A 24,709-nucleotide genomic window follows, 5' to 3' on the forward strand; every position below is an offset into this window, starting at 1 on the left:
TCATTCCTAACTTATTAAACAGGCGGCGTTGCTTCGGCTGGGATCGGACAGGAATAGGGATGTTCGGCCAGATGCTCGGCATGCGCCTTTTTGGCGGCCTCGCGCAGCTTGTCGTTCCGGATCGCTTCCCGTGCGGTTGCTGCCATCAACTTGGCGGCATGAATCATGCCTTTATGGGCTGCAGGAACTTTGCCCTGTGCGGTCTGTTGCCAACTGTGAAGTGCCGTTCCCACGGCGCAAGTCGCGACGCGGGCCTGAATTGTCGGCACCGCCCAGCTGACATCACCCACATCGGTGGAGCCCATTCCGCCCATGAAAGGACGGTCGAGCGGGGCGATGAAATCGCACAAAGGCAGATCGTAATCTGGCTTCATTGCAAGCCGATCGAACGTGTCTGCAATGTCGTCACGGCTTAATGAACTGCGAATATCCTTCGCAAAGGCCACGTCGTCGGCGTCGAACAAGACCGGGCCAAGCGCGTCGAACTCGGCCTGCATCGCCTCTGAGAGCGGGCGGTTGCAGGTCAGGTTCGAGACCGCCGAAAACACTTTCGAGGTAACGCTGGTGCCCGACATGAGAGCGGCCCCTTCGGCGATATTGCGCACGCGCTGGACCAGAGATTGCAGCCCTTCGAGGCTGGGACTGCGGATCAGGTGACGGACCGTCGCTTTGGCCTGCACCACATTGGGGGCCTCACCGCCGGCATCAAGATAAGCGTAATGGATCCGCGCGGCATCCGGCATGTGTTCGCGCAGGTAATTGACACCGATATTCATCAACTCGACCGAATCCAGGGCTGAGCGGCCCAATTCGGGCGCGCCTGCGGCATGGGCTGCCTTTCCGGTAAAGGTGAAATCGATCCGCGTATTCGCCAGAGACCGCATGTCATCCACAGCATTGAAGCTGGCCGGGTGCCAAGTGATGGCGATATCCACATCGTCGAAGAGACCATCCCGCACCATATAGGTTTTGGCGGCGCCACCTTCTTCGGCCGGGCAACCGTAATAACGAATGCGGCCTTCAAGGCCTTCCGCCTCGAGCCAGTCCTTCACCGCCGTGGCCGCCGACAGGGCCGCCGATCCAAGCAGGTTGTGGCCACATCCATGGCCGTACCCTTCGGTGCCGATCTGACGGGGTTGGGCAATACCCGGTTCCTGGCTCAATCCCGGCAGGGCATCGTATTCGCCCAGAATGGCGATAATCGGACCGCCCTCGCCCGCCTCACCCATAACCGCGGTCGGTATCCCGGCGATATTCTCGCGCACGCGAAACCCCTGTTCACGCAGCATCTCTGTATGGGCTGCGCAGGAGCGGATCTCGGTATAGGCAACTTCGGGTGTGTCGAATACGCGGTCGGCCAGCCCGGTAAAGGCGGCGCGCTTTTCGTCGACCAGCGACCAGATGGGGTTTTCGTTTTTCATGTGATGGTTTCCTTAAGGGTCCGGTCCGGCGTCAGGCAGGAGTGGCGGCAAAAGTCTGGCGACGCGCAACGTCGTCGTTCAGGTGGCAGGCGGAATAACGACCCGGCGCGACTTCCTTGAGCACAGGCACTTCAACCCGGCAGCGGTCATGGGCATGTGGGCAGCGCGGATGGAAATGGCAACCGGGCGGAGGCCGCAGAGGCGACGCGATCTCACCCTTGATCGCCGAATAAATTTTCTTGCCCGTCTCGAAAGTCGGGATCTCGTCCACCAGTGCGGTTGTATAGGGATGGTTTGGCCGGGCCAGCAGATCTTCGGCCTCGCCCAGTTCGACCAGACGACCCAGATACATCACTGCGATGCGGTCCGAGATATGCTCGACCACGCCCAGGTCATGGCTGATGAAAAGATAGGTCAGGTCGAAATCCTGCCGCAGCCGAATGAAGAGGTTAAGGACCTGTGCCTGAATCGACACGTCGAGCGATGCGACGGATTCGTCACAGACAAGAAAGTCCGGCTTGACCGCAAGCGCGCGCGCAATGCCAATCCGGGCCCGCTGCCCGCCCGAGAACTGATGCGGATAGCGCTTGATCGTGGACGGGTCGAGCCCGACCTGCTCGAGGATATCCTCGACATAAGCGGCAATTTCCGCCTTGGGCACGATGCCGTGAACGCGCGGAGCCTCGCCGATGATATCGCGGACGCGCAGCCGCGGGTTAAGCGATGACATCGGATCCTGAAACACCATCTGGATACGCAGGGCCGCCTCGCGGGCCTTGTCTCCCTTCAGCCCCGCAACATCGTGCCCGCGGTAAAGGATGCGCCCGTCGCTTGGGTTCAGAAGACCCGCCACCATCCGGCCCAGCGTCGATTTTCCGCAGCCGGATTCTCCGACAAGGCCCAGAACCTCTCCGGGTTGGATGACGAGTTGAACGCTATCGACCGCATGAACCGTCTGCGGCTCGACCTTCGCGCCAAGCTTGCGCGCGGTCAATTCGGCGATGTCCAGATCCTTGACGAAACGCCGCGAGACGTTTTCGATTTCGATGATCGGCGGGATGGTCACTTGGCGAGCACCTCCGGGTAATTTTCAGTATGCGGATGGACGCAGCGCACCCGCCGTCCTTGATCCATAACATCCAATGCCGGTTCGATTTCACAAGCGGCGGTGGCACGGGGGCAGCGGGGCCGGAACTTGCACCCCGATGGCAGGCGCAAGAGCGACGGCGTCATTCCCTTGATTTGTGACAGCAGGGCACCGTGTTTCTTGCCCCGCGGGACACTTTCGATCAGGCCTTTGGTATAGGGATGCATCGGCTGCGCAATGACGTCGCGGGTCGGCCCTTCCTCGATGATCCGGCCCGCATACATCACCGCCAGATGGTCGGCGAGGCCCGAAACCACGGCGAGATCATGGGTGATCCAGATCAGCGCGGTGCCGGAATTCGCGCACAGGGCCTGCACTTCGGACAGAATTTGCGCCTGAATGGTCACATCGAGCGCCGTTGTCGGCTCGTCCGCGATGATCAGATCCGGTTTGTGCAAAAGGGCTATGGCGATCGCAACGCGCTGTCGCATTCCGCCCGAGAACTGGTGCGGATATGTTTCAAGCCGTTCGTCGGGCGACGAGATACCGACCGAAACGAGCGCTTCGCGCGATCGTCTCAGCGCTTCATCGCGTGAGACGTCTTCATGTGCGCGAACCGTTTCGATCATCTGGGTGTCGATCCGCAGAACCGGGTTCAGCGTCATCATCGGATCCTGAAAGATCATCGCAATCCGCTTGCCGCGCAACGTTCTGAGCAGGCGTTCACCCCCGGCGATCAGATCGGTACCGTCAAACAGCACCTGCCCCGACACGACCCGGCCCGGTGCATCGACAAGTCCGAGGATCGAGAACCCCGTCACCGATTTGCCCGATCCGGATTCACCGACAAGCCCAAGGATCTGGCCCCGCTCAAGCGACAAGCTCACGCCATCGACGGCCTTCGCGATTCCGTCACGGGTAAAGAAATGCGTGTGCAGATCGCGGATTTCCAGAAGTTTGGTCATTTTTGCAGCCGTGGATTGAGAACATCGCGCAGCCGGTCGCCGACGAGATTGATGGCAATGATGGTGAGCACCAGCGCGACGCCCGGAAACATGCTGATCCAGTATCGCCCTGACAACAGATAATCGTAGCCATTGGCGATCAACAGACCCAGCGACGGCTCGGTAATCGGCACGCCCACGCCCAGAAACGACAGCGTTGCCTCAAGTGCGATGGCCTGTGCGATCTGCACGGTGGCGACCACGATCAGCGGCGGCACGCAATTGGGCAGAAGGTGCCGGAACATGATCCGCCGGTTGGTCAGCGCAAGACATTTCGCGGCATCGATATAATCCTTGCGCCGCTCGACAATGGCCGAGCTTCGCACAGTGCGGGCGTAATAGGCCCATTGCACGATCACCAGCGCCAGAATTACCTTTTCGACCCCTCGCCCCAGCAGGGCCAGCAAGATCAACGCGATAAGGATCGCCGGAAATGAAAGTTGGAGGTCAACCACCCGCATGATGAGCGAGTCGAGTCTTCCGCCGAAATAGGCGGCGGTGACGCCGACGATGGTGCCGATGGTAATCGCGAGCCCCAGGGACACCGAGGCGACGAGCAAACTGACCCGAAGTCCATACATGATCGCCGAGATCATGTCGCGCCCCTGCTGGTCGGTGCCCAGCCAATAGACCTGACCGCTAAAGCTCGTCCCACCCGGCGGCAATCCTCCATCCATGATGTCGAGTTGCGCCAGATCATACGGGTTCTGCGGTGCCAGCCACGGGGCCGCGATCGCGACGAAAGCGATGGCGATGAAAAGGACAAGGCCGAACACCGCCACCGGATCCTCAACAAATTGCTTGACCACACGCATGACGGGGCTGTCGATGCGGACCGGGTCAGAGGCTTCGGGTGTCTGCGGTTCGGGCGTCTGTGGTTCGGGGGTTGTCGTGCTTGTCATCCCTTCATCTCCGATAGGCGGATCCGTGGATCGAGAAAGGAATAGATCACGTCGACCATGAAATTGATCATGACGATGATCAGGACGGTCAGCATCAGATAGGCGACGATCACCGGGCGATCGAGAAGATTGATCGAATCTATCAGGAGTTTGCCCATGCCCGGCCACGCGAATACCGTTTCAGTCACGATCGCGAAGGCCAGCATCGAACCCAGTTCCAGCCCGATGATGGTGACGACCGGGATCATGATGTTCTTGAGAATATGCACCAGCACGACCCGGCGACCCGACAGGCCTTTGGCGCGGGCGAATTTGACGTAATCCTGCAAACAAACCTCGCGGGTGTTGGCCCGGGTCAACCGAATGAGGAGCGACATCTTGAACAGCGCCAGATTGATGGCGGGCAGGATCAGATGCGACAGCCCGTCCAGGGTCAAAAAGCTGACCTGCATGCCAAGAAACTCGGTGGTCTGGCCACGTCCACCGGCGGGCAGCCAGCCGAGCAAGACAGCGAAGACAAGGATCAAAAGCATACCTTGCCAGAAATTAGGCAGCGAAAAGCCCAGTATCGAGCCGGCCATGATCGTGCGCCCGGCGATGCTCTCGGGGCGCATCCCGGCCCAGACACCCAAGGGCACGCCGATGCCCACCGACAGGAACAGCGCGACCATCGCAAGCTCAAACGTCGCGGGCAACCGTTCGAGGATGATATCCAAAGCGGGTCGTCCGTAGACAAAGGATGTCCCCAGATCGCCCTGAAACGCGTTGATGACGAAAATGCCGAATTGCTGCCAGAGCGGCTTGTCCAGACCCAGCCGCGCGGTCGCCGCGGCAATATCGGCCTGCGACGCCTCGGGGCTGATCAGCACATCGACCGGATTGCCGATCGCATAGACCCCCATGAACACGAGGACCGCCATGGCAACGACTGCCAGAAGACTTTGTCCGAAACGGCGGACGAGATAGACGATCATTTCGGTCTCCTTGGGCAGCCGGTCGATGGAGAGAGAGAGAGAGACAAAGAGAGAAAAGGGTACAGACGCCGGTATGTTACCGACGTCTGCACCCTGCCCTTAGTTTGCCGGTTTGACCTCGGAAGCCATCGTGTACTGATCCACACGCGGTTCGTAATCCAGCCCGGACTTCATCGCCCATACGGTCTGTTCAAAGTGCAGCGGGATGATGCCGTAATCGTCCAGCACCATGGTTCCTGCCTCTTGCAACAGACGGTCACGCTCGGTGTCGTCGATGGTCGACATCGCCTGCAACAGCACTTTGTCCATTTCAGGGTTGGCGTAGCGGCCGGCATTGGTCGGCCCCATCCCGGTCTGCGCGTCGAAGGTCGCGACCAACGACTTCAGCGGTGACGACATCTCGCCCGAGGCCGCACCCCAGCCCGCCATGTAGATCGGGAATTCCAGCGCGTTGCGGCGCGAGAAGAACTGACTTGCAGTGCTGGCGTCGACATTGATCTGGATACCGATCCGCGCCAACATCTGAGCCACGGCCTGTGCGACCTGCTCGTCGTTGATGTAACGGTCGTTGGGTGTGCCCAGGGTCATGGTGAACCCATTGGGATAGCCCGCCTCAGTCAGCAGTTCTTTTGCGGCATCAGGATCATAGCTGTCCACCGGACGACCAGACGATCCGAACATCGGCGGCGGCAGCAATTCACCAGCGGGTTGCGCATAGCCGCCCATGATCCGCTCGGCAATGGCGTCGCGATTGATCGCAAGTGAGATCGCCTTCCTGACGCGGACATCCATCATCGGGTTCTTGCCATCGGTCCCTTCGATGCTTGGCGCGCCCTCTTCCTGACGCAGGGCCAGATAGATGATGCGGTTAGAGAGCGCATCGACGATCTTGAAATCCGCAGCCTCCAAGCGGGCAATGTCCTGAATCGGCGGAGATTCAATCATGTCCACGTCACCGGCGAGCAATGCCGCGACACGCGGACCGTCGCTGGTGATCGGACGCATGACGACCCGTTCCCAATCGGGGGTGCCGCCCCAGTAATCGTCAAAGCGTGTCAGCACCAATTCAGAGCCGCGCGTATAAGTGTCGAGCTTATAGGGGCCGGTCCCAACCGCGATGGCCGGGTCATTGAAGGCCGGTGCTTGCGGAATGTCGCCCATGCCCTCGCAGGCGCCCTGTGGCCCAAACACGACCTCGTCCTCGGCTCCCAGGGAATCGGCGGAAACGATTGCGATGCTCCAGATCTCGGCCGGGAAAAGCGGGTTGGTATTCTCGGTCTTGAAGATGACGGTGTGATCATCCTCAGCCGTGATATCAGTGACGGTCGCAGTATAGATCGTGAACGGCGACGGCGAATTCTCGACGTGCGGCACCCGGCAGAACGAATAGATCACATCGCGCGCCGTAAAATCGGTGCCGTCGTGAAATTTCACACCTTCGCGCAGTTTGAAACGCCAAGTGGTGTCGTCCACTGCTTCCCATTCGGACGCCAGACCCGGGCCGACTTTCTGCACCGCATCCTGCGTGGTCAGGGTCTCGAAAATATTCTTGTGAACCTGAATATTCGTCGAAAGCTGATGGAATTGCGGGTCCATTGATGTCGCTTCGGATTTCAGCCCCAGCGCAAGATCCTGCGCGAACGCTGGCATTGCACCCGCCGCGAGCAGACCTGCCAAGAGAGATAGCTTTACTGTCTTCACATTCCGTCCTTCCCGTTGATTACATACGTATCTCGCCTCGCCTCCAAGCTTTGCGTTGGGGCAAGATCTGTTCTTGCAATGATCGTATTATGCATTATTCAAATGTCAAACATAAAACACTATGCGTTTAGGGAATAGTAAATGAACCGCGTCGAGAACGAGGAAGACGGTCGCTCCGGTATCACCCTGCGGGAACTTGAGGTGTTGCAGGCGCTTGTGCGGGCCGGAACTGCCATGAATGCTGCGCGCGAGCTTGGCATTTCGCAATCCACGGTCAGCCGCCGCCTTGCCCAGTTGGAAAGCCGGTTGAACTCACAGCTTTTCGTGCGCTCTGGCGGTCGTCTCGTCCCGACGGTTGAGGCGCTTTCGATCAACGAACAACTGGAACCCGTCTTTGCGACGCTTGCGCGGATTTCCAGTCGCATGGAGCGGTCCGACGATCTCCATTCCGGCACCCTGACCATCGCCGCCCCGCCGACGATCGCGCATCGCTTCCTTCCAAGCCGAATTGCCGAGTTCAAGACGCGAAATCCCGATCTGCACATCGTTTTCGACGTCATCGCCAATGATGCGCTGGTGACAGGCACCGCCGAGGGTCGCTTTGACGTTGCGCTGTCCGACTCGACTCCCTCGCATGACGGCATTCAGACAAAGCCGCTGATCTCGACACAGGCGATCTGTTTGTTGCCGAGCACCCACCGCCTGACACAGCGCGATGTGATCCGTCCCGAGGATCTGGATGGCGAGCCTTTTGTTGCCTTGTCCCGGCGTCATTCAAGCCGCGGTGCTATTGAACGCGTTCTCGAGCGTGCGGGCGTGACGCCACGGATCACAATCGAGGCGTCGACCAACGTGTCGGCCGCGGATTTTGTCCGTGGCGGTCTGGGCATCGCATTGGTGAACCCGTTTCCGATCATCCACCAGATCGGGCCCGACGTTGCCGTGCGCCCTTTCATGCCCGCGATCGCCTATAATACCAACTTTCTGCTGGCATCAGGCCGTGCGCCTTCGGCAGCGACACTGGCCTTCATCGAGGCTACGCGGGCCAGCCTCGACCGTTCTGCATACCCTGTAATGACCTGAATCCACACGAAAGGATCATCGTATGACCCATCTCTCCAGCCGCGACATCCTTGCGCAACTGGTCGCGTTTGATACGACCAGCCGAAACTCGAACCTGCCTTTGATCGAATATGTCGAGACCTATCTCGCCGGCTATGGTGTGCAAAGCCGCCGTGTGTATGACGCGGACGGACAGAAGGCCAATCTCTGGGCCACGATCGGCCCTGCGGACGTGCCGGGGGTTATCCTGTCGGGGCATACCGACACCGTTCCCGTCGACGGTCAGGACTGGGCCAGCGACCCCTTCACCCTCGATGCCCGCGACGGGCGGCTCTATGGACGTGGGGCCTGCGACATGAAGGGTTTCTTAGCCTGCGTCCTTGCTGCGGTGCCCGATCTTGTCAAACGCCCGCTTACCCGTCCTGTCCATCTGGCCTTTTCGTATGACGAAGAGGTGGGCTGTGTCGGCGTCATCGGCCTTCTTGAGGCGTTGCAAGCCGAACCGCTGCGGCCCGCGTTCTGTATCGTGGGCGAGCCGACGCTGATGACGGTGACCACTGGCCACAAGGCCAAACGATCCATGCAGGTTACGGTGCGTGGGCGCAGCTGTCATTCCTCCTTGGCGCCGCAAGGCGTCAACGCCGTGAATTACGCCGCGCGGATGATCGTGCGCATCGAAGAAATCGCAAAGCGCCTTGCGCAAACCGGTGGCCGCGATCCTGCCTACGACGTTCCCTATAGCACGGCCCATACCGGCATTGTTTCCGGCGGAACCGCCCTCAATATCGTGCCCGACCATTGCACATTCACCTGCGAGTTCCGCGTCTTGCCCTTCGAGGATGCCGATGCGCTGGTGACCGAAATCCGAGCTTATGCAAAGGACGAGCTGGAACCCGAAATGCAGCGCATCGCACCCGAAGCCGGGATCGAGATTGACCTTTACGCACAATTTCCGGGTCTCGACACCGATCCGACGGCTGAAATCGTGCCACTGGCAAAACGGTTTGCCGGCAGCAATGCTCAGGGCAAGGTCGCCTTTGGAACAGAAGGCGGTCGCTTTCACGAAATGCTGGGCGTCCCGACGGTTATTTGCGGCCCCGGTTCCATCGTGCAGGCGCATAAGCCCGATGAATATATCGAGGCCACTCAACTCGATGCGTGCGACACGTTCCTGTCCCGGCTGGCGGATTGGGCGACGCAGGACTGAGGTCGGTATCGTATGCGTGCCGTTGGTTTTGGCATTTCGACGGGCGGCATGAAGCGCAGCACCGCCTGATCTGGTGGTCGGGGCAACACGCGCTGGCGTATTGCTGTCCCGTCCAAATTCGGCGGCCCGGCTGCTGGGCAGGCTGCGAGGTGAAGCTGACCTTCATCCTGTCGGCCACAGCTCAGCCGGTTTGTCCTGCCCCGTCCGTCGTTACGAAGCCCGAAGCTCAGTCAAATCTGTTTCTAAGCGCCCGTGACGCGCCAGATAATGTCGCCCACGTCATCCGCCATCAACAGGGATTTCTCGTCTGCCCCAATCGCCACGCCGACAGGGCGTCCATAGGCGATCTTTTCGTCTTCGGACAGAAAACCACTGAGAATGTCACGCGGCGGGCCGCTTGGCGCACCGTTTTCGAAGGGCACGAAGATCAGTTTGTAACCGCTCAGCTTTGAACGATTCCATGAGCCATGCTGTCCAATCACCATGCCATCACCGAACCCCGGTAAAGTTCCTGCGGGCATCCAGCAAAGCCCAAGCGACGCCGTGTGCCCGCCCAGTGCATAATCCGGCGTGATCGCGCGTGCGACCAGTGCGGCGTCTTGCGGAACCCTGTCATCCACAGTGTCGCCCCAATAGGAATATGGCCAACCGTAAAAGCCGCCGTCCTGCACAGAAGTCAGGTAATCCGGAGGCGTCTCATCGCCCAGACCATCACGTTCGTTCACGACGGTCCAAAGCGCGCCGGTTGTTGTCTCCCATGCCATGCCAACAGCATTCCGCAGGCCAGACGCAAAGATCCGCGCCTCGCCGGTCTCGACATCTAGTTCCCAAATCGCCGCACGTCCCTGTTCCACGTCCATGCCCTGATCCGCGATATTCGTCAGAGACCCGACGCCAGCATAGATTTTGGTACCGTCAGGCGAAACGATCAGGCTGCGTGTCCAGTGACCATGCGGTTTGAAATCCACAAGCTTTTGCCCGCTCCCCACCAATGACGTGGCATCCGTGACATAGTCAAAAGCAACGATTCCATCGGTATTTCCGAGATAAAACTTGGTTCCGATCAACGCCATGCCAAACGGCTGGTTCTGGTTCTCGACAAAGACCTCGCGTATTTCGGCCACCCCGTCGCCATCTGCGTCTCGCCAAAGTGAAACGCGGTTGGCGCTGTCTCCGATTGCCCTGGCCCGTCGCATCGTCGCCTGAGTCGCGTGGTCCATCAGCGTTTTCGGCGGTCCTGCCTGCTCTTTCGACTCCGCCACCAAGACATCACCGTTGGGCAGAACCTCGATCCAGCGTGGATGCTCCAGTCCGGATGCAAATGCGTTGACCTTGAGACCGGGTGCGCAGGTCGGCAGACGGCCGTCCTTCCACCCTTCGGCGACCGGCATCTTCAGAGTCATAATGCCTTGTTTCTTCGCCTCGGGGATCTGTGGGCTTGCGCCCATGGCCTGATGCGCAGGCGCCCCTATCCGGCGCACGAAAGCCAATGCGCCGCCCACCATTGCAGTCGCCGTTGCGATAAATTCCATGTCTGGCCTCCAGGCTGATCAGTCGCCATGGTAGCGAGAAACTGCGCCGCGCAACAACAGCTTTTCCCCGGCACCCACGGCCTGCCCCGAGCGGCCACCGGCAATTCTGATGCTGCACTGCAACTTTCGCACTTTTGCCGACCATCAATCGCCCGGCATGATCGATCTATGAAAAGCGGCTGTGAGGACCTGACGGGCGTTGTGATCGCCCGCGGTCCGTTCTTTGCAAAGGTCGAACACAGGCTATCGTCGCATCAGGGCCGGGGCTGACGGCCCAGCACGTTGCGCCAATAACGCGTCAGCTCGGGATAGGCCCATCGGGTCTTGTACCGTTTGTACAGGATCAGATCGCCCTGTTCCGCGCTCACCAACTGCTGGGGTTTCAGCGCTTCGCCCTGATAGGAAATGACCACCTGTCGCTTGCGTCGGGCACGCACCCCGGGCAACCGGTTCTTCAACTCGGCAATGGCAAGACTGTGTGACATGTATTCCTGTGTGAACTTGACCGCCACATCGGCGGGGAAAACCCGCGATACATCCTGCGTTGCGTGCGAGATTAGCCGCTCGTTGCCTTCGTCATAGATTCGACGGGTCTCGGGGGAAAGCGACGTCGGATCTGCCAGATACTTGGGGAAATCGACCAAGAACCGGTCGGTAATCCCAAACCAATCCTCTACAAAGAAGGCCATTACGGCGGTGTTGGCGAGATAATAGCGGGACGGCATCAGTCGCCGCACGAAACCACGGAACCGCCAATGGGGAATCGCATGGCGTGTCAGCATGTACATGCCGCGCCGTTGCTTCAAACAATCCACAAGCCGAGCGACATCCCCCATGATCGAACTGTCGAGGTCGATATAGAGCGTCGGCACACCGGCAGCCAACTGCCCCTTCAGAAACATCGACATCTTGAGCAGAGAGCCCCCCCTGCCCGTCATCGTTTCAACAGGGACACCGAAATCCGGGAACGGGCGAACGTCGACCCGAGGATCGATATCCGCAGCCTTATCGGTGAAACAGATAAAATCAACAGGGACGCTGGTATGTGCGAGTGTCGCCTGAACCAGCCCGTTGACGTATTCGGGGCCGTACTTTGTGCCCCATTTGACGAATACCATCTGGATGCGATTAGAATTTTCCATATTGCCTGCCTGCTTGTTTGCGGTATCCGTCCGGTCTGACCGTTGTTGACTTATTCGGCGGCCAAGATCTAGCAAGCTGCTGAAAAACTCGAAGATCGTAACGCTCGTGCCTGAACAGTGTGGTTTTTCGGGCTCTCTCGTCAGCTGAGAAACACAGATTGTAGCAGACATCGATCAGATCGACGAGGCAGGTTGCTCAAAATCGTGTTGCAGCAGCGTGTTCTCATGATCGCCGTCAAGCCCCTTTCCATGACGAATAATACGCCACCGCCGGGCGCAGCGGTATGTGGACGCGCAATGTAGGAGACGGAACTAAGACGACGGTTGATGCGTGGATTGGTTACCGCACGACCGTCGTTTCGCCCGGGGACTGCCTCGGTCAAACGGACGAGCGGCGACTGTGTCGGCTGATAACCGGGCATGAGCCCCCCCGGCACTGGGAAGACGTCCGCGATCGTCGCGATGATTTGCAACCGCTTCCAGATCACGCCTGTCGCAAGATAGGCTGCGGCAGACCGCGCGGCGCCCGTCGCCAAGCGCACCCGGCTTGCTAGGCGCTTGCCCGTTCTGCAGTTGCCGCATGGTGCATCAGTCCGTACATCATCTGCATTGCCGGAAGCTGATCCGCCGACGGATCGTATATCCGGCCCGAGAAGAGTTCGGCGATATCGCTTGGTCGATCAAAATGGGCAAGTTTGAGGAAGGCGAGAGGGTATTCCCAGAATGTGTTGATCAATGTTTCCACCCGGTCCTGCCCACCGGTCACGAGGCTTTCGAACGCGCGCATGACGGGTGCCGCATCGGATGGGTCAAGCGCGAGCGCCGCTTCGATCGCCGGGGCGGCCAGAGCGGCCTCCTTGAGCGCGTTGGAGACTCCAAAGGAAAAGATCGGATCAGAGAAGCGATGCGCATCGCCAAGACAAAGATGGCGCGGCCCGGTAAAACCGCTGATCTTGTGCGAATAGTTCGACGTGCTCCAGACCGCCGAGATGCGCCGGGCGTCGGCCATTCGCCTCGAAAATTCGTCATTGAGATCAGCAAGTCTGGCGGTCAGGAAATCCTCGGGATTCTGTCCCGAGGCCCGGTAGCTTGCGCCGGGAACCACGATCCCCACGCTTGTCTTGGTTCGGGAAATCGGGATCATCCAGGCCCAGTGGTGTTTGCGTTGGTAGAAAATGTGCGTATTGCCATCATGGGGCGCCGGATCGCGCCTCACATTCTCGAACTGCGCGTAGAACGCAACCTGTTTGCTGTACGACCCGCGTTCGCGCGGTCCTGCGACCCCGGCCTTTGACAGAAAGCCCGCCAAACCCGAAGCATCGACAAGGAAATCCGCATCCAGAGTGTCTGTGCGCCCGTCGTCGAACCGCAGGGTCACGCCCGTCGGCAGGCCGGCGTCATCCCGTAGCACCGCCCGCGCCGCAGCCTGAATGACCTCGCAACCCGCGTCCTGGGCTGCGCGCAGCAGCATGGTGTCGAATTCGGGACGGCGCACCTGCCAGGTGGTTCCTTCGATGAGGGTTCCGTCCGGCCCCGGCTCGCCCACAGGCACCCAGAACGCGCCGCGACCATTCGGCCCATAGACCGAAACGCCGCGTTTGACAGGAAAATCCAGGCGATCAAGTTGGTCCTGAAAGCCCAGTTCGCGCAACATGACTCCGCATTCGCCGCTCAGGGATTCCCCGATATGTTCGCGTGGGAAGGCGGATTTTTCTATTATCACGGTCCGGATGCCCTTGCGGGCAAGACGCAGCGCCAGCGTGCTTCCGGCCGGTCCCGCACCAATGATCACGACCTTCCTGGCGTCGGTCATGGTTGGGCCTTTATGCGGGTCACCATGGCGTTCACGGCTGCAGGTGTCTGGAAGTTCTCCTCCACCACTTCCTCAAGCGGGATCGACAGGCCTTCGCGCTCTTCCAGCGCGGTGATCAACTGCATGATCTGAAGGCTGTCGAGCAACCCCATCTCAAGAATCGGGCTTTCGGGTTCAAGGGGGGCACCTTGATAGCCGAGTTCTGTCGCGACCCACGTGTTGAAATAGGTGGTGAACTCAGAATTTCTTTGCACCGTGGTCTCCTTCGATCTGATCACGCAGGGCAACACGATCGGTTTTTCCAGTTGACGATTGCGGCAATTCCGCCCGAAATGCAATCCTGTCCGGTATGGCCGAGCGTGGCAGCGCATCCTTCAGGACGGCAAGAAGATCCGATGCCTCGAGGCTGCCGTCAGCCCGGATCACGGCCAGGACAAGCTGCGGCCTTGGTCCTGCAGCATTGATCACGACGGCCACCGCAGCGGCAACACCCGGATGTGCCAGGGCCACTGTTTCGATCTCTTCAAGCTCGATGCGGAAGCCGCGCAATTTGATCTGCCGGTCTTTTCTGCCGCAAAAGTGCAACAGACCATCCGCACTGCGTCGCACCAGATCACCGGTGTCGTATCGCCGTGGTGTCGGCTCTGACGGGGGGTCTTGCGGACCGGTGACATAGCCCAGCATCACGGTCGGGCCGTCAACGACCAACGTCGCGTCGGCCGCGCCGGAGACCGGTTGGGCCTTTACGTGATCGCGCAGGGTTCCGATGGGCAGACGCTCATCTTCGCTCTCCGGCACGACATCGACAATGTGGCAGGCGACCACGTTGGTTTCGGTGGGCCCGTAAAGATTGGCCAGCCGGGGGGCACCCTCGCCGCCCAGGATGGCGCGGGCGGTCTTGCCTGTCAGGACTTCGCCGGCAGACAGCACCCACCGGAGCGCCCCTGCCCCGGGGCTGCCCGCGAAAAAGCCAAGCGTGGCCAGCATCTGGAGTTGGGTCGGTACCGCATAAAGCACGGTCGGGCGCGACGCGGCGGTGATCCGCGCAACCGAGCCGGGCATTCGGGCTTCGGCGGCCGAGGCCAGGTACACTTCGGCTCCGATCATCTGGCTGGCGTAGAGGTCGAGCACCGACAGATCGAAGTGAAACGGGGCGAGACTAACGAAGCGATCCGCAGCCGTCAGATCGAAGGTCGCCGTGGCCCAGTCGATGAACGCCGAAAGGTTGCCATGTGACAGGAGTACTCCCTTGGGCCGTCCGGTCGAGCCGGACGTGGTGAGCAGCAGCGCCGGGCTGTCGGCGTGCAGCACTGCGGGCTGGCGCGGCGCGGCAAAGGGCATTTCACTGTACGCGTCAGAGGCGAGGCTCAGCCAATGCTCTGCGCGAGACGAAAGCGCGGCGGTCAAATCGGGCGTGGTCACGACCAGCCGGGGCACAAAATCCGTGATCATCTGGTCAAGCCGAGGCGCCGGCGCCTCGGAGTCGAGTACAATCGCGACCGCGCCTGCCCGAAAGGCCGCAAGAATTCCCAAGGCCGCCACCGGCCCTTTCGGCAGGACAAAGGCGATGCGGTCACCCCGCCTGATGCCGATCTGGGCAAGCCAGCCCGCGAAACCGTCGCGGATGGCTGCGCTGCGGCCCTGATCCAGAACGCCCTCTGTGCCCCACCGCAGGCTGATGCGGCTCGCATCCGGCTGTCGGGCAAGCAGTCTGTCGATGAACAAACGGTCGGGGCCGGTCATCGGTCGAGAGACGTGGCAATGGCGCGCAATTGGACCATGGCGGTCCCGGACGCCGTCAGGATACCCATTGTGTCGGCCACCGCCGTGGCCAACCCCATTTGGTCGCGCCACCCGGCTCCGGCGGCCAGCTCTTGCAGGGTCTGGGCGAGTTCGGCCAAGGTACGCGCGACGACAAGCTTGGTGAGCGCCGGCGTGCGGATACCGTCGGTCCCATGGTCCACACTCCACGCCCCGCGATACAGCGTCCAGCGCGCGATCTCCAGCTTGGCCGAAGCCTCGGCCAGAGCAAGCCCGAGCGCCTGATGCTCGCGCGCGGTCCCGCTGAGATGCCGAAGAACCGCCTGCAGGTCGCGCTCTGCGGCGCCGACGAACCCGGCGAGGATGCAGGAACGTTCCGCCCGCATCGCGGTCAAGGTTGCGACCACCCCCTGCCCCCGACGCCCCACAAGGGCCTCTGGCCCAACCCTGACATCGTCCAACATCACGTCGGCCATCGGCGATCCTTTTAACCCGATGGGTCCGTCGATCACGCTGGTGCGCAGGCCGGGTGTTTTGGAGGGAACGGCGAAAAGCGAGGTGGAAAATGCGGAAGTGCGGGCCTCGGGGTGGCGGGCATTGACCAGCAGGACATCCGCGAAGCTGCCGTTGCTCACGAAGGTCTTGCGACCGGTCAGCAGCCATCCGTCGTCCGTCTTTTTCGCCAAGGTTCCGAGGTTCGCCGCGTCCGACATCCCGTTGGGCTCTGTCAAGGCCAGGGCACCCACCGCCTTGCCCGCGGTCAGGTCGGCCAGGTAAGCATCCGCGGGAGCCTTGCCAAAGGCGCGCAGGGTCATCGCCACCCCGAAAAGATGCGCGCCCATGGCGAACAGAGCCGAACGCGACACGCCGGCGCGGCCCAAGGCCTCGTGGATCAGAACCGCGGTCAGCGCGTCGCCCTCTCCGGTCTCGTCCACACAACTCAGCCAGCCTTGGTCGGCGGCCTGCGTCCAGAAGTCACGCGTCTGCACGTCGGGCAACGGATGCAGTTGCCCGGCCGCCTCTCCCGCCTTGCGCTGAAGCTCGCGCTGTCGCTTGCTGGGGGCGAAATCCATGGTCAGGCTCCCTCCCGCGAGGGGGTCAGCGGCAGGCGGTTGAAGAAGGTTTCAAGATATTTGATGTTGATGGCGCCGCCACTGTCCAGCCATAGCGTCTCGACCCAATCCCGATATCGGTCGAGAAGCACGGTGGTCGTGTAGGCCAGACTGACGCCCTGCGGCACCTCGCCCAGGGCATGGCCGAATTCGATTTCCAAGGTGCCGTCCATCCCAAGCCTGTTGGAATAGGTCAGCAGCACAGGATTGCGCTTGTGCGCCAGATGGCAAAAGCCTTCGGCGAAATGATGATCGCGGCCCAAGAAAGGCAGCTTGCGCCCGGTGCCCTTCCAGACATCCGGGAGGATATGCACCAGGTGAGTCTTCGCCGCCAAAGCTTCATCGCAGGCCTTGAAGACCGCCGCCGGGAACATCCGGTTGGAGCCAAGGTGCCGGTAGTGCACGGCCATGTGCGCCGTGAGCGGGCCATGGCCGACGTTCAGCATCGGAACGCCAAGGTGCGACAGGGCGGCAATACTAATCCAGCCGACGCCGACATGGCTGCCGATCAGGAACACCGGCCGGTCGCCCCGCAGCGCCGCCTCCAGCAACTCGCGGTTGATGACCCGGACCCGGGACTGCAGTTCTGCTGCCGGGCTGTCCGCAAGCTTGTTGGCGACAAAGTTTTGGATGCCCATGAACTGAAAGAGCGCCGAGAAAGCGACCTGTTCGGGCACCGCGCGAAGGTTGTGTGCCTGAAGAAACCTGTACGCGGGTGCCAGGTCCAGGTCGGGAACCAATGGGTGCGGTTGGCCCTTCGCCAACTGCTGCGAGATCTGTCCCAGCGCGCGGAAGGACGCCTCCCAGGACATGTCCGCCAGCCGCCCGAGTTCGCTGTCGCAAAGTCCCTCATTGCGCGCGGCACTTGCGAGGTAATAATCGGCATTTGCAAAGTCAGCCGATTTGCCCGTCCCGAGCACATCGCGATTCACGACGTGATGCAGAAGCGGATTGATGTCGGCGGCCGCCACATCGGGATTGTCCGCGAGATATTCTTGGGTGGAAAACGCCGGTGAGGGGTCCCAGGCCTTTCGCCAGCCTTTCGATGCGTAATGCCGCGCCGCATCGTCAGCCGGGATCCCGTAGCGGACTCGATAAAATTCGCCATCTACTTCGCCGGCAATCGCGCCCGCGGTCCTGAGATCCGGGTCGTCATCTGTCAGCGGATCACAATCGCCCACCGCGCGCGCATGGGCGGCGCTGTTCGGCGCGCGGCCTTCGAGGTGGCCCAGTTCCAGATAATGCAGGAAGCAGTCGTCGTCTTCGGAAATGTCCGGATTGGTCTGCACATAGAATTTGCGCGAAAAGCCTGGATGCGGCTCGATATGCGGCGGACCTTTCCCGTCAAGATAGTGAGCCGACAGATCGAACGGCGTTTGCCCCGGCGCAAGCTGGCTGATATATTGCTCCCGATCAATATACCTGTGCAAAAGCGCCTTCTGCGTCATCGCGATTTTCGGCTTGTACGCCGCGTTAGTCGGAAGCTCTTCCTCGCCGCGCGTGCGCAAGTAATGGTAGAAGGGATTTTCTCCAGATTGTCGCAGCTCAGGATGAAGTCGAAAATACGAGGCGTTGTTGAATTCGGCATTCGGCAGCCGCCCTTCGCGCCAGCCAACCGTGCTGTAATGCCGAAGCGGATCCACTCCCGCCCGCGCCACGTCCGGGTTGGCGCGGAGATAGAATCTGGCGTCAAAGCCGCTGGATATCAGGGCGATCTCAGCGGAAAGCCCGTCCTCGGCGCCCGCCGCGATCTTGGGTGCCTTACCCGGGTCCCGGCCTTCCGCCCTGCCGTGCTGCACAAAATGCACAAGCGGGTTGATTCCGGCCCTGCGGACGTCCGGGTTCGCGCTCAGGTAGCCTTCGGTAGAGAACTCGGCTGAGGGATCGAGCCCGGCCTTCCAGCCGATCCTTACGTAATGCAACACCGACGCCATTGCCAACGGGGCGTCAAGCTGCGCGGTATAAAACCCAACGTCCACGAATTCAGCAATCGCCTCGACCATCAAATGGTCGTTTTCGGTCATTTGTCCCGCCTTATGCTGCTCTCTTGGACCACGCCGCAGTCGGTGCTCTTGACCAGAGTTGACTGTAGTGCTTTGACAATTTGACAAGCGGAACCGATCAATGTTCGGAGACACGAATGTCACATCTCGTTATTCATGCCGGGCAACATAAGACGGGCACCACATCGGTGCAACACCGACTTGCCCGAAATCGCGCCACCTTGGCGCGGCACGGCGTCATCTATCCACCGACGCCCGGCACGGCGGGGCATCACGTCATGGCAGGCACCGGATCGGGACTGCCGCAGATCTGCTTCGAAGCCGGAGGTCGGGACGAACTCTGGCAGTCCCTGCTCGACCGGCACGCCAATTCAGACGACGTGGTGCTGCTGAGCAGCGAGGATTTCAGCATCGGTTTGCGCGACGGCTCGGATGAAAGGACCTCACTGGGCGGGTTCGTGAAGAAATTTGACCGGGTCACGGTCGTGCTGGTTCTGCGCCAGCCATTCGAATACATACAGTCGACCTTTATCATGAAAAGCGCAGCCGCACGCGCCCTCACCTGCGCCGGTTTCTTCAAGGGAGCGTTCTCGCCGACATCCAGCATATTTTTCGGACCGGAGTTGTTGAGCGAACTGACGCGCACGCTTCCTGGCGCCGAGCTTGTATGCGCCTCTTACGAGCCGCTGGCCGCGCAGCCGGACGGAGTGCTCGACTTTGTCCTTTCGGCGACCGAAACCGAGCTGAGCAGTAAAGACCTGCCCGAGGGCAAGCAAGACTGGCGCAACCGATCCGGCCTGCCGCTGCCGACCTACATGGCGCATTGCATCGCCGACAGCCCGCATTTTGTTGACGACGCCCTGATCAACTTCGCTCAGGAGGCGCTGGAGGCGCATTACGGGCAGTTTTCCGGGACGACCTGTTACACCCGGGCCGAACTGGCAAACTATGCGCCTGCCCTGCAGAAATGGCGGGATGAACTGCGCGCGGAACTCGGCCCCGACACGCTCGTCGCGCCTTTCAAAATGCCTGATTACGAAGACTTCCTGCACCGGGAGGACCTTACCCCCGGCGCTTGGGTCGAAGTCTGCCGGGTTCTGAATCGGGTCCGGCAACTTCAGTAGAACGACTTCACACCGGTCGTTTCATCCGTCTGCGTATCAAGGATCATCAACTTTTGGCCGCGCCGCCAGCCCGATAAGGCGACCACCCGTTCGATTCCATGGGCGAGTGTGCCATCCAGTTGCCCGGCCTCGACATCGAAATCATCAGCCACCAGGTTCAGCTCGGCGAGGAGCTCCAGCGCCGCCAACCGGGCGATGAACATTGACCCGGCCATGAAGTGCCCTTGCTGACGGCAGAAACGGACATCGAGCTGCAGCCGCCGGACCAGCGTGCTCACAATGCCGCCGTTGTTGTACATGTATGGAGCCAGAGGCAGGACATGGCCGGCAAGACCGACAAAGCCAACATCGGTGTGACGGCGAAGCATCTCGGTGGCAAACTCAAGGTTGTCGGGGTCGGTCAGAGGCCGTAAAAGCGCGTCGGCCCAATCGCGGCCATCCGGGCGGTGCAACGATTTCTTCGTATGCAGTTTGAGAACGCAGTCGTGACCGTCCCTGACCAGCTTCGGGAGTTGCGCGAGGAAGGGCGCGATATCCCGCCCGCGGTTCTCGACCACGCACAACTCGTGATCAAGCCCCGAGCGCGCCATGTCCGCGGCCACCTCGTTTTCCTGGGCCGCCATCGTGGTGACGTAAAGCTTCATCGGCAAGGCAGAGGCCGCAAGACGATCAAGGATCCGGCGCGCCACGTCGGGATAGAAGGCGTGCAGACAGACGGCCAGAGGCTTTGGTTGGGCGCTACGCGGAAAAGCGACAAGTTTGCCCAAATCATTATGCGCCGCGGAATCCGAGTCCGTGGCGCGGGTCGGTTGCCGGGCCGGCAGCGTGCCAAGGACAACCATGTCGTTGAGCGTCGGCAGATCGCCGGAGCTTGGCGCAACCTGCGAAAACCCGTTGATCCGGGCCTCGATCAGGAAGTCGAAGAATGGCCGTTCCGCTGCCACGCCGGTCCGCTGTCGTCGCGCGTTCCACGCACCGGGATCAAACCGGCGCGAGGGCGATTGCCCCTGCGCATCTCCGAACGACGCAAAGTCCAGAATCGCCTGCCAGGCTGCGGCGCTCGAGGGTTCGTCCTGCCCCAGCAGATGGGCCGGATCGACCCATTCCGCCACCTCGGAGGCCAATCGCCCTGCACGCAACTGGGCGAACGCCTCGATCGGGTCGGCAGACAGCCAGGGGCTGAGGGCTACATGGTAATCAGCGATGATGGCGAGTGTTTGCCGCGTCGAAGCCAGTTCCGGCCGCAGGTCGGGCCGCATCCGTTCCACATAGCCGAAATCGATCAGCGGATGTGGCCAGCGCCGCGCCCTTGGGCCTGCAACGGCGAAATCCATCAATTGCTCTACCGGATCGGCGATACGGTAAAGCCGGGCGTAATGCTCTGTATCGACAAACGGAAAAAGCGCCGTCCGACCTTCCGCAGAAACGTCCGCGTAAAGATCGACGAATTCTTCCGGATAGCAAATCTCCGCCCCGGTATGTTCTCTGGCCGCCTCCTGGCAGATCAGGTTCCGATGGAGCGCCACATCGAGCATAGCAAAAAGCACCTTCAGATCGCCGCAAGCGTCGTTGGTTTTCATTTTTCCGGTTCCGTCGTCGGCTGTTGCGGTGCGATGTCGATCGGCACCCTGTCCGGCACCGTCCCGCTCAGCACTTGACGCCAGCGGGCCATGGTCGCCACCGCGGCAGCATTCGGCGCACGGCCCTGACGCCGGCCCTCGGCGCGGTAATGGTCCAGGCCCGACTGATACCGGCGCTCGGCCACGGCCAGGCGGGCCTCAGGATAGGTTTCGAGATACCAATACTCGTCAAAGTTGCGCGTCACCGCAACCAATCCGGCAAAATAACCGGTCCCGGCAAAATGCGCAGCGATCGAGTCCGCCGGCCCCCAGTCGACCTCGGCCTTGAGATCGTAGTCGCGCAGATAGGCACGTTCGTCGATCGCAACATCAGAGAGGATCATCTCCAGCACGCCGCGCAGGAATGCGCCGTCCACTTCCAGCCGTTCGACGGTTTCGAGCCGCTCTCCGTCCTTCAGACCGAGACGTCGCTCCAGCCTCTCGAGATCGGGATAGACATCATACATGGCAGACAGATTCCAGCGAGATCAGCAGCAGGCCGAGGCGACGATTGTCGGGCCCCGGCGCGCGCAGGGACCGCGAACTTCGGATCGAGACGGTAAAGCCGTCCGCGGCCGCCCGGTCGACGGGCAGCGGCAGCAATATATTCTCGAAACTGTTCTCGGGCGAGATAAAGACATGGCTGGCCAGCCGCGTCGTTCCGGCCCTCACAACCACCTCCTGGGTCGGTCCGATCAGGGGCATCGTGGCGGGGCGGAACAGTTCCAGCCGCAGATGCGTGGCCGCATCGTCGATACGGGTACAACGCAGCTTGATGAAGGGGCTGATCCAGCCGTCGGAATACCAGATTCCCGAAAGAACGGTGGGTGCCGGATCCGGCTCGGTCACATCATCCATAGTCCGTTGCCTTGCATGGGACACTGCTCGCCAATCGGGCAAGATCGCTTCGGCGAACACCGGGATATCTCGTCAGGTCGCTCTGTTCGAGGGTGTAGCGTGTCAGGCTTGGAGATAAAAAGTCAAAAGCCTAACTTGTCAAGCTGCGCGCCTTCAGATGGGCCTTCATCTGCTCCAGAGTCTGTGTCATGGCCTCCGCCTGTGCCTTGCCCCTCGCGTCCAGCCTCGCAAGAATGGCGAGGTGACGTTCCGCCACCGGCAACTGCTGCGCCACCTCGTCCATGTCATCGGTCAAGATGGCACGGCTGGCGGTCAGCAGCGCGATCTGCACCTGGGCGGCGATCAGGTGAAACGCGTTCTCGTCAAGCAGTTTACCTACCAATCTACCGGTGGCCGCGAACCACTCCTCGTCGATCAGAAAAGGGCCGGCGCCCTCAGTTGGATCGCGATAGGCGATCCGCAGCTTTTCAGCCTCGGGCAGCCGCGCATTGACCGCCTCGATCTCCGCAGCGTTCCGCTCAATGTACTGCCGTTGCCAGTCGAGGGATTGCACGTGATAGCCGACGGCAGGGACCGGGACCGACGTCTTGAGACCCAGCTTCATGCGCGTCGCGGACTGGCTTCCCTCCGGGCTCATGGCCTTGAGGAAAGCGAATTCCGGCGCGCGAAGCGAACGGTTAGACATACGGCCCCCGGCGTCGGCCAGGACGTCCTCGCCAACGCCGAGGATGTCGGTCAGGAGCTGCTTGAGCACGGTCGACCATCGGCTGTAATTATACGCCTCGATGCTGAAACCCGGCAGGTCCAGCCCCTCTTCCAGATAGAATCTGATCTGGGCAAAACGGCCTTGCGGCCCCGTTCCGGCAAAGTGCCTTTCCACGCTGCCATCTGACCGACCGACGTTTTGCGCCGCCCTGGAAACGGCGAAATCAATCGGGTCGCGGACCATCATCACCGTCCGGACCCGCGTAATGGCATTCACCGAGCAGAACCTCTGAAGCTGTCGGAACATCGGGTGATCCGGCTCGGTCAGGGGCTCGAAGAAATGCTCCGAATGCAGGACGATCCGCGGCGCCTCGGGCGCGATCGGCATATCGCCCTGCCGGGACAGAATATCGTGGTTGCCCCGCACATCCTGGGCTTGCTCACGCGGGTCCTGAGGTTCCCCAGGCCGCGCGGGAGGAAGCGGATAGTGGATCCCCCGGGCGGCCAGTCGATCGGCGTTATGGGCCAGCAGACCCTGCGCATAGGTCGTCCCGGTCTTGCCATGCCCGACAAACAATATGAGTTCTCGGTTCTGCATTTCGGTTCTCCGCTACTGCCATTTTGGTTCGGGTTGTGGCAGGTTCGCCATGACTCTTCCATGGTTTACTTTCGCGAATCGGGCCCCGCATGCATCAGAACGAAAAGCTCGCCATCCTACGCCGGGACAGATCCGAATGGGATGCGCGATGGGCGCGCCCCGGGATGGAGGCCTTCTGGCTGGATCGCGAACTGCCACCGGAGGTCGAGTCGATGCTCGACGATGGTTGGCTGCTGCCCGGAGAGACCGTGCTGGATGTCGGATGCGGCGATGGCCGCACTGCAGGCGCACTAGTGCGCCGTGGTTTCAAAGTCACCGGGATCGACAGTTCACATTCCGCGATCCGGCGCGGACAACGCGCCTTTCACGACAGCGAGGAGGCCCCGGTCTTGCGAGTCTTTGACATCTGCAGCAGCAGCGGCCGGCTCGGACGATTTGACACGATACTGGATCGCGGTTGCCTGCATTGCATTCCCGAAGCCATCCTGCCTGACTATTTCGCGGGCGCAGCGCGCCAACTCAAGCCCGGCGGACAGCTTTGCGTTTTGTACAAGACATCATCCGCCGCAGCCGAAGAAACGGCGGACCTTGTCGAACTGCTCTCCCGCGCCTCCGCCGGCCCGTTCGAATGCGAATACGTGATCTCTACAGAAATTACTGGACAGTCGAGCGCGGTTCCCGCCGTCTGCATGCGAATGCGCCAAACCGAAACCCACTGACCCGGCGAGGGCGCCGGACGGCGCGGTCGGTTGTCCCGCCTGCACCCGCCAGATGGCATGGTCCCGGCGACCGGCCTGGCAAAGCCGTACCGACCGCGCGCGTCCCGTTCGGATGGCGCGCGGACCAGATAACAGATCAGGAGAATGTCACAGTCGGCATCCCGATCACCTCGGGGTCGAGAGATGCTGACCAGCCAAGACGTCCCGGCTCCAGCGCGATACCGTGATGGCCAAGGGATGAATGAAAGCAGCAGGTTATATGGCAAGTGGCGGACAGACAGGGATTCGAACCCTGGAGACGGTCACCCGCCTACACACTTTCCAGGCGTGCGCCTTCGACCACTCGGCCACCTGTCCGTGGGGCG

General features: G+C 61.2%; 21 protein-coding genes and 1 tRNA gene. 4 read left to right on the forward strand and 18 right to left on the reverse strand.

The genetic code is table 11. The features are described from left to right. Positions 1 to 14 precede the first annotated feature (14 nt). From FQ320_RS08570 to FQ320_RS08595, 6 genes are all read right to left on the reverse strand, one after another. Positions 15 to 1,421 (reverse strand): M20 family metallopeptidase, encoded by a 1,407-nt coding sequence (locus tag FQ320_RS08570; protein ID WP_148471298.1) that lies wholly within the window; start codon positions 1,419 to 1,421, stop codon positions 15 to 17. Positions 1,422 to 1,452: 31 nt separating this feature from the next. Further along, a complete protein-coding gene (locus tag FQ320_RS08575; protein WP_148471299.1) occupies positions 1,453 to 2,487 on the reverse strand; it encodes an ABC transporter ATP-binding protein in 1,035 nt (344 codons plus the stop codon). Next, positions 2,484 to 3,473, reverse strand: coding sequence for an ABC transporter ATP-binding protein (locus FQ320_RS08580; protein ID WP_148471300.1), 990 nt, complete (start codon positions 3,471 to 3,473; stop codon positions 2,484 to 2,486). Before FQ320_RS08580 ends, FQ320_RS08575 begins: the two co-directional genes overlap by 4 nt. Then, positions 3,470 to 4,414 (reverse strand): ABC transporter permease, encoded by a 945-nt coding sequence (locus FQ320_RS08585; RefSeq protein WP_148471301.1) that lies wholly within the window; start codon positions 4,412 to 4,414, stop codon positions 3,470 to 3,472. The genes FQ320_RS08580 and FQ320_RS08585 overlap by 4 nt, the downstream gene beginning before the upstream one ends. Continuing rightward, positions 4,411 to 5,388 (reverse strand): ABC transporter permease, encoded by a 978-nt coding sequence (locus FQ320_RS08590; protein ID WP_148471302.1) that lies wholly within the window; start codon positions 5,386 to 5,388, stop codon positions 4,411 to 4,413. The genes FQ320_RS08585 and FQ320_RS08590 overlap by 4 nt, the downstream gene beginning before the upstream one ends. Positions 5,389 to 5,487: 99 nt before the next feature. Continuing rightward, positions 5,488 to 7,089, reverse strand: a complete 1,602-nt coding sequence (locus FQ320_RS08595; protein WP_222861587.1) for an ABC transporter substrate-binding protein — start codon at positions 7,087 to 7,089, stop codon at positions 5,488 to 5,490. A 141-nt stretch (positions 7,090 to 7,230) separates the two neighbouring features. Here FQ320_RS08595 and FQ320_RS08600 point away from each other — a divergent pair, with 141 nt between their 5' ends. Both FQ320_RS08600 and argE read left to right on the forward strand, forming a co-directional pair. Then, a complete protein-coding gene (locus FQ320_RS08600; RefSeq protein WP_148471304.1) occupies positions 7,231 to 8,172 on the forward strand; it encodes a LysR family transcriptional regulator in 942 nt (313 codons plus the stop codon). 22 nt (positions 8,173 to 8,194) lie between these two features. Then, on the forward strand, positions 8,195 to 9,358 hold the full coding sequence (gene argE / locus FQ320_RS08605; RefSeq protein WP_148471305.1) for an acetylornithine deacetylase: 1,164 nt from the start codon (positions 8,195 to 8,197) through the stop codon (positions 9,356 to 9,358). Between the two features lie 242 nt (positions 9,359 to 9,600). Here argE and FQ320_RS08610 read toward each other — a convergent pair whose 3' ends face one another. The 7 genes from FQ320_RS08610 to FQ320_RS08640 form a co-directional block, all read right to left on the reverse strand. Continuing rightward, positions 9,601 to 10,890, reverse strand: coding sequence for a sorbosone dehydrogenase family protein (locus tag FQ320_RS08610; protein ID WP_148471306.1), 1,290 nt, complete (start codon positions 10,888 to 10,890; stop codon positions 9,601 to 9,603). A gap of 254 nt (positions 10,891 to 11,144) precedes the next feature. Beyond that, on the reverse strand, positions 11,145 to 12,032 hold the full coding sequence (locus FQ320_RS08615; protein ID WP_148471307.1) for a hypothetical protein: 888 nt from the start codon (positions 12,030 to 12,032) through the stop codon (positions 11,145 to 11,147). Between the two features lie 550 nt (positions 12,033 to 12,582). Further along, positions 12,583 to 13,845: an NAD(P)/FAD-dependent oxidoreductase gene (locus FQ320_RS08620; protein ID WP_148471308.1), complete on the reverse strand. Its 1,263-nt coding sequence runs from the start codon at positions 13,843 to 13,845 to the stop codon at positions 12,583 to 12,585. Then, a complete protein-coding gene (locus tag FQ320_RS08625) occupies positions 13,842 to 14,099 on the reverse strand; it encodes an acyl carrier protein (protein WP_187393831.1) in 258 nt (85 codons plus the stop codon). Before FQ320_RS08625 ends, FQ320_RS08620 begins: the two co-directional genes overlap by 4 nt. Further along, the gene (locus FQ320_RS08630; protein ID WP_148471310.1) at positions 14,083 to 15,588 is read right to left on the reverse strand and encodes an AMP-binding protein; all 1,506 of its coding nucleotides are present in this window, start codon (positions 15,586 to 15,588) and stop codon (positions 14,083 to 14,085) included. The genes FQ320_RS08625 and FQ320_RS08630 overlap by 17 nt, the downstream gene beginning before the upstream one ends. Further along, positions 15,585 to 16,679, reverse strand: coding sequence for an acyl-CoA dehydrogenase family protein (locus FQ320_RS08635; RefSeq protein WP_148471311.1), 1,095 nt, complete (start codon positions 16,677 to 16,679; stop codon positions 15,585 to 15,587). Before FQ320_RS08635 ends, FQ320_RS08630 begins: the two co-directional genes overlap by 4 nt. A gap of 2 nt (positions 16,680 to 16,681) precedes the next feature. Continuing rightward, positions 16,682 to 18,742: a hypothetical protein gene (locus FQ320_RS08640; RefSeq protein WP_148471312.1), complete on the reverse strand. Its 2,061-nt coding sequence runs from the start codon at positions 18,740 to 18,742 to the stop codon at positions 16,682 to 16,684. 116 nt (positions 18,743 to 18,858) lie between these two features. Between FQ320_RS08640 and FQ320_RS08645 the strand changes: the two genes are divergently transcribed. Beyond that, the gene (locus tag FQ320_RS08645; RefSeq protein WP_148471313.1) at positions 18,859 to 19,845 is read left to right on the forward strand and encodes a hypothetical protein; all 987 of its coding nucleotides are present in this window, start codon (positions 18,859 to 18,861) and stop codon (positions 19,843 to 19,845) included. Here the strand turns inward: FQ320_RS08645 and FQ320_RS08650 are convergent. From FQ320_RS08650 to FQ320_RS08665, 4 genes are all read right to left on the reverse strand, one after another. Beyond that, positions 19,839 to 21,425 (reverse strand): rhamnan synthesis F family protein, encoded by a 1,587-nt coding sequence (locus FQ320_RS08650; RefSeq protein ID WP_148471314.1) that lies wholly within the window; start codon positions 21,423 to 21,425, stop codon positions 19,839 to 19,841. The two genes, FQ320_RS08645 and FQ320_RS08650, sit on opposite strands and share 7 nt — an antisense overlap. Beyond that, entirely contained in the window at positions 21,422 to 21,931 is a 510-nt protein-coding gene (locus FQ320_RS08655) for a hypothetical protein (RefSeq protein WP_148471315.1), read from the reverse strand. Before FQ320_RS08655 ends, FQ320_RS08650 begins: the two co-directional genes overlap by 4 nt. Then, a complete protein-coding gene (locus tag FQ320_RS08660) occupies positions 21,924 to 22,322 on the reverse strand; it encodes a hypothetical protein (protein ID WP_148471316.1) in 399 nt (132 codons plus the stop codon). Before FQ320_RS08660 ends, FQ320_RS08655 begins: the two co-directional genes overlap by 8 nt. Positions 22,323 to 22,452: 130 nt before the next feature. Beyond that, positions 22,453 to 23,625 (reverse strand): hypothetical protein, encoded by a 1,173-nt coding sequence (locus tag FQ320_RS08665; protein ID WP_148471317.1) that lies wholly within the window; start codon positions 23,623 to 23,625, stop codon positions 22,453 to 22,455. An 89-nt stretch (positions 23,626 to 23,714) separates the two neighbouring features. Between FQ320_RS08665 and FQ320_RS08670 the strand changes: the two genes are divergently transcribed. Further along, positions 23,715 to 24,344 (forward strand): bifunctional 2-polyprenyl-6-hydroxyphenol methylase/3-demethylubiquinol 3-O-methyltransferase UbiG, encoded by a 630-nt coding sequence (locus FQ320_RS08670; RefSeq protein WP_148471318.1) that lies wholly within the window; start codon positions 23,715 to 23,717, stop codon positions 24,342 to 24,344. Between the two features lie 267 nt (positions 24,345 to 24,611). On the opposite strand, the gene FQ320_RS08675 is transcribed toward FQ320_RS08670, so the two are convergent. Next, positions 24,612 to 24,701: transfer RNA gene (locus FQ320_RS08675), tRNA-Ser, on the reverse strand. Positions 24,702 to 24,709: the final 8 nt, after the last annotated feature.

Origin of the sequence: Oceaniovalibus sp. ACAM 378 (assembly GCF_008085915.1) — a bacterium.
GTDB lineage: Bacteria > Pseudomonadota > Alphaproteobacteria > Rhodobacterales > Rhodobacteraceae > Oceaniglobus.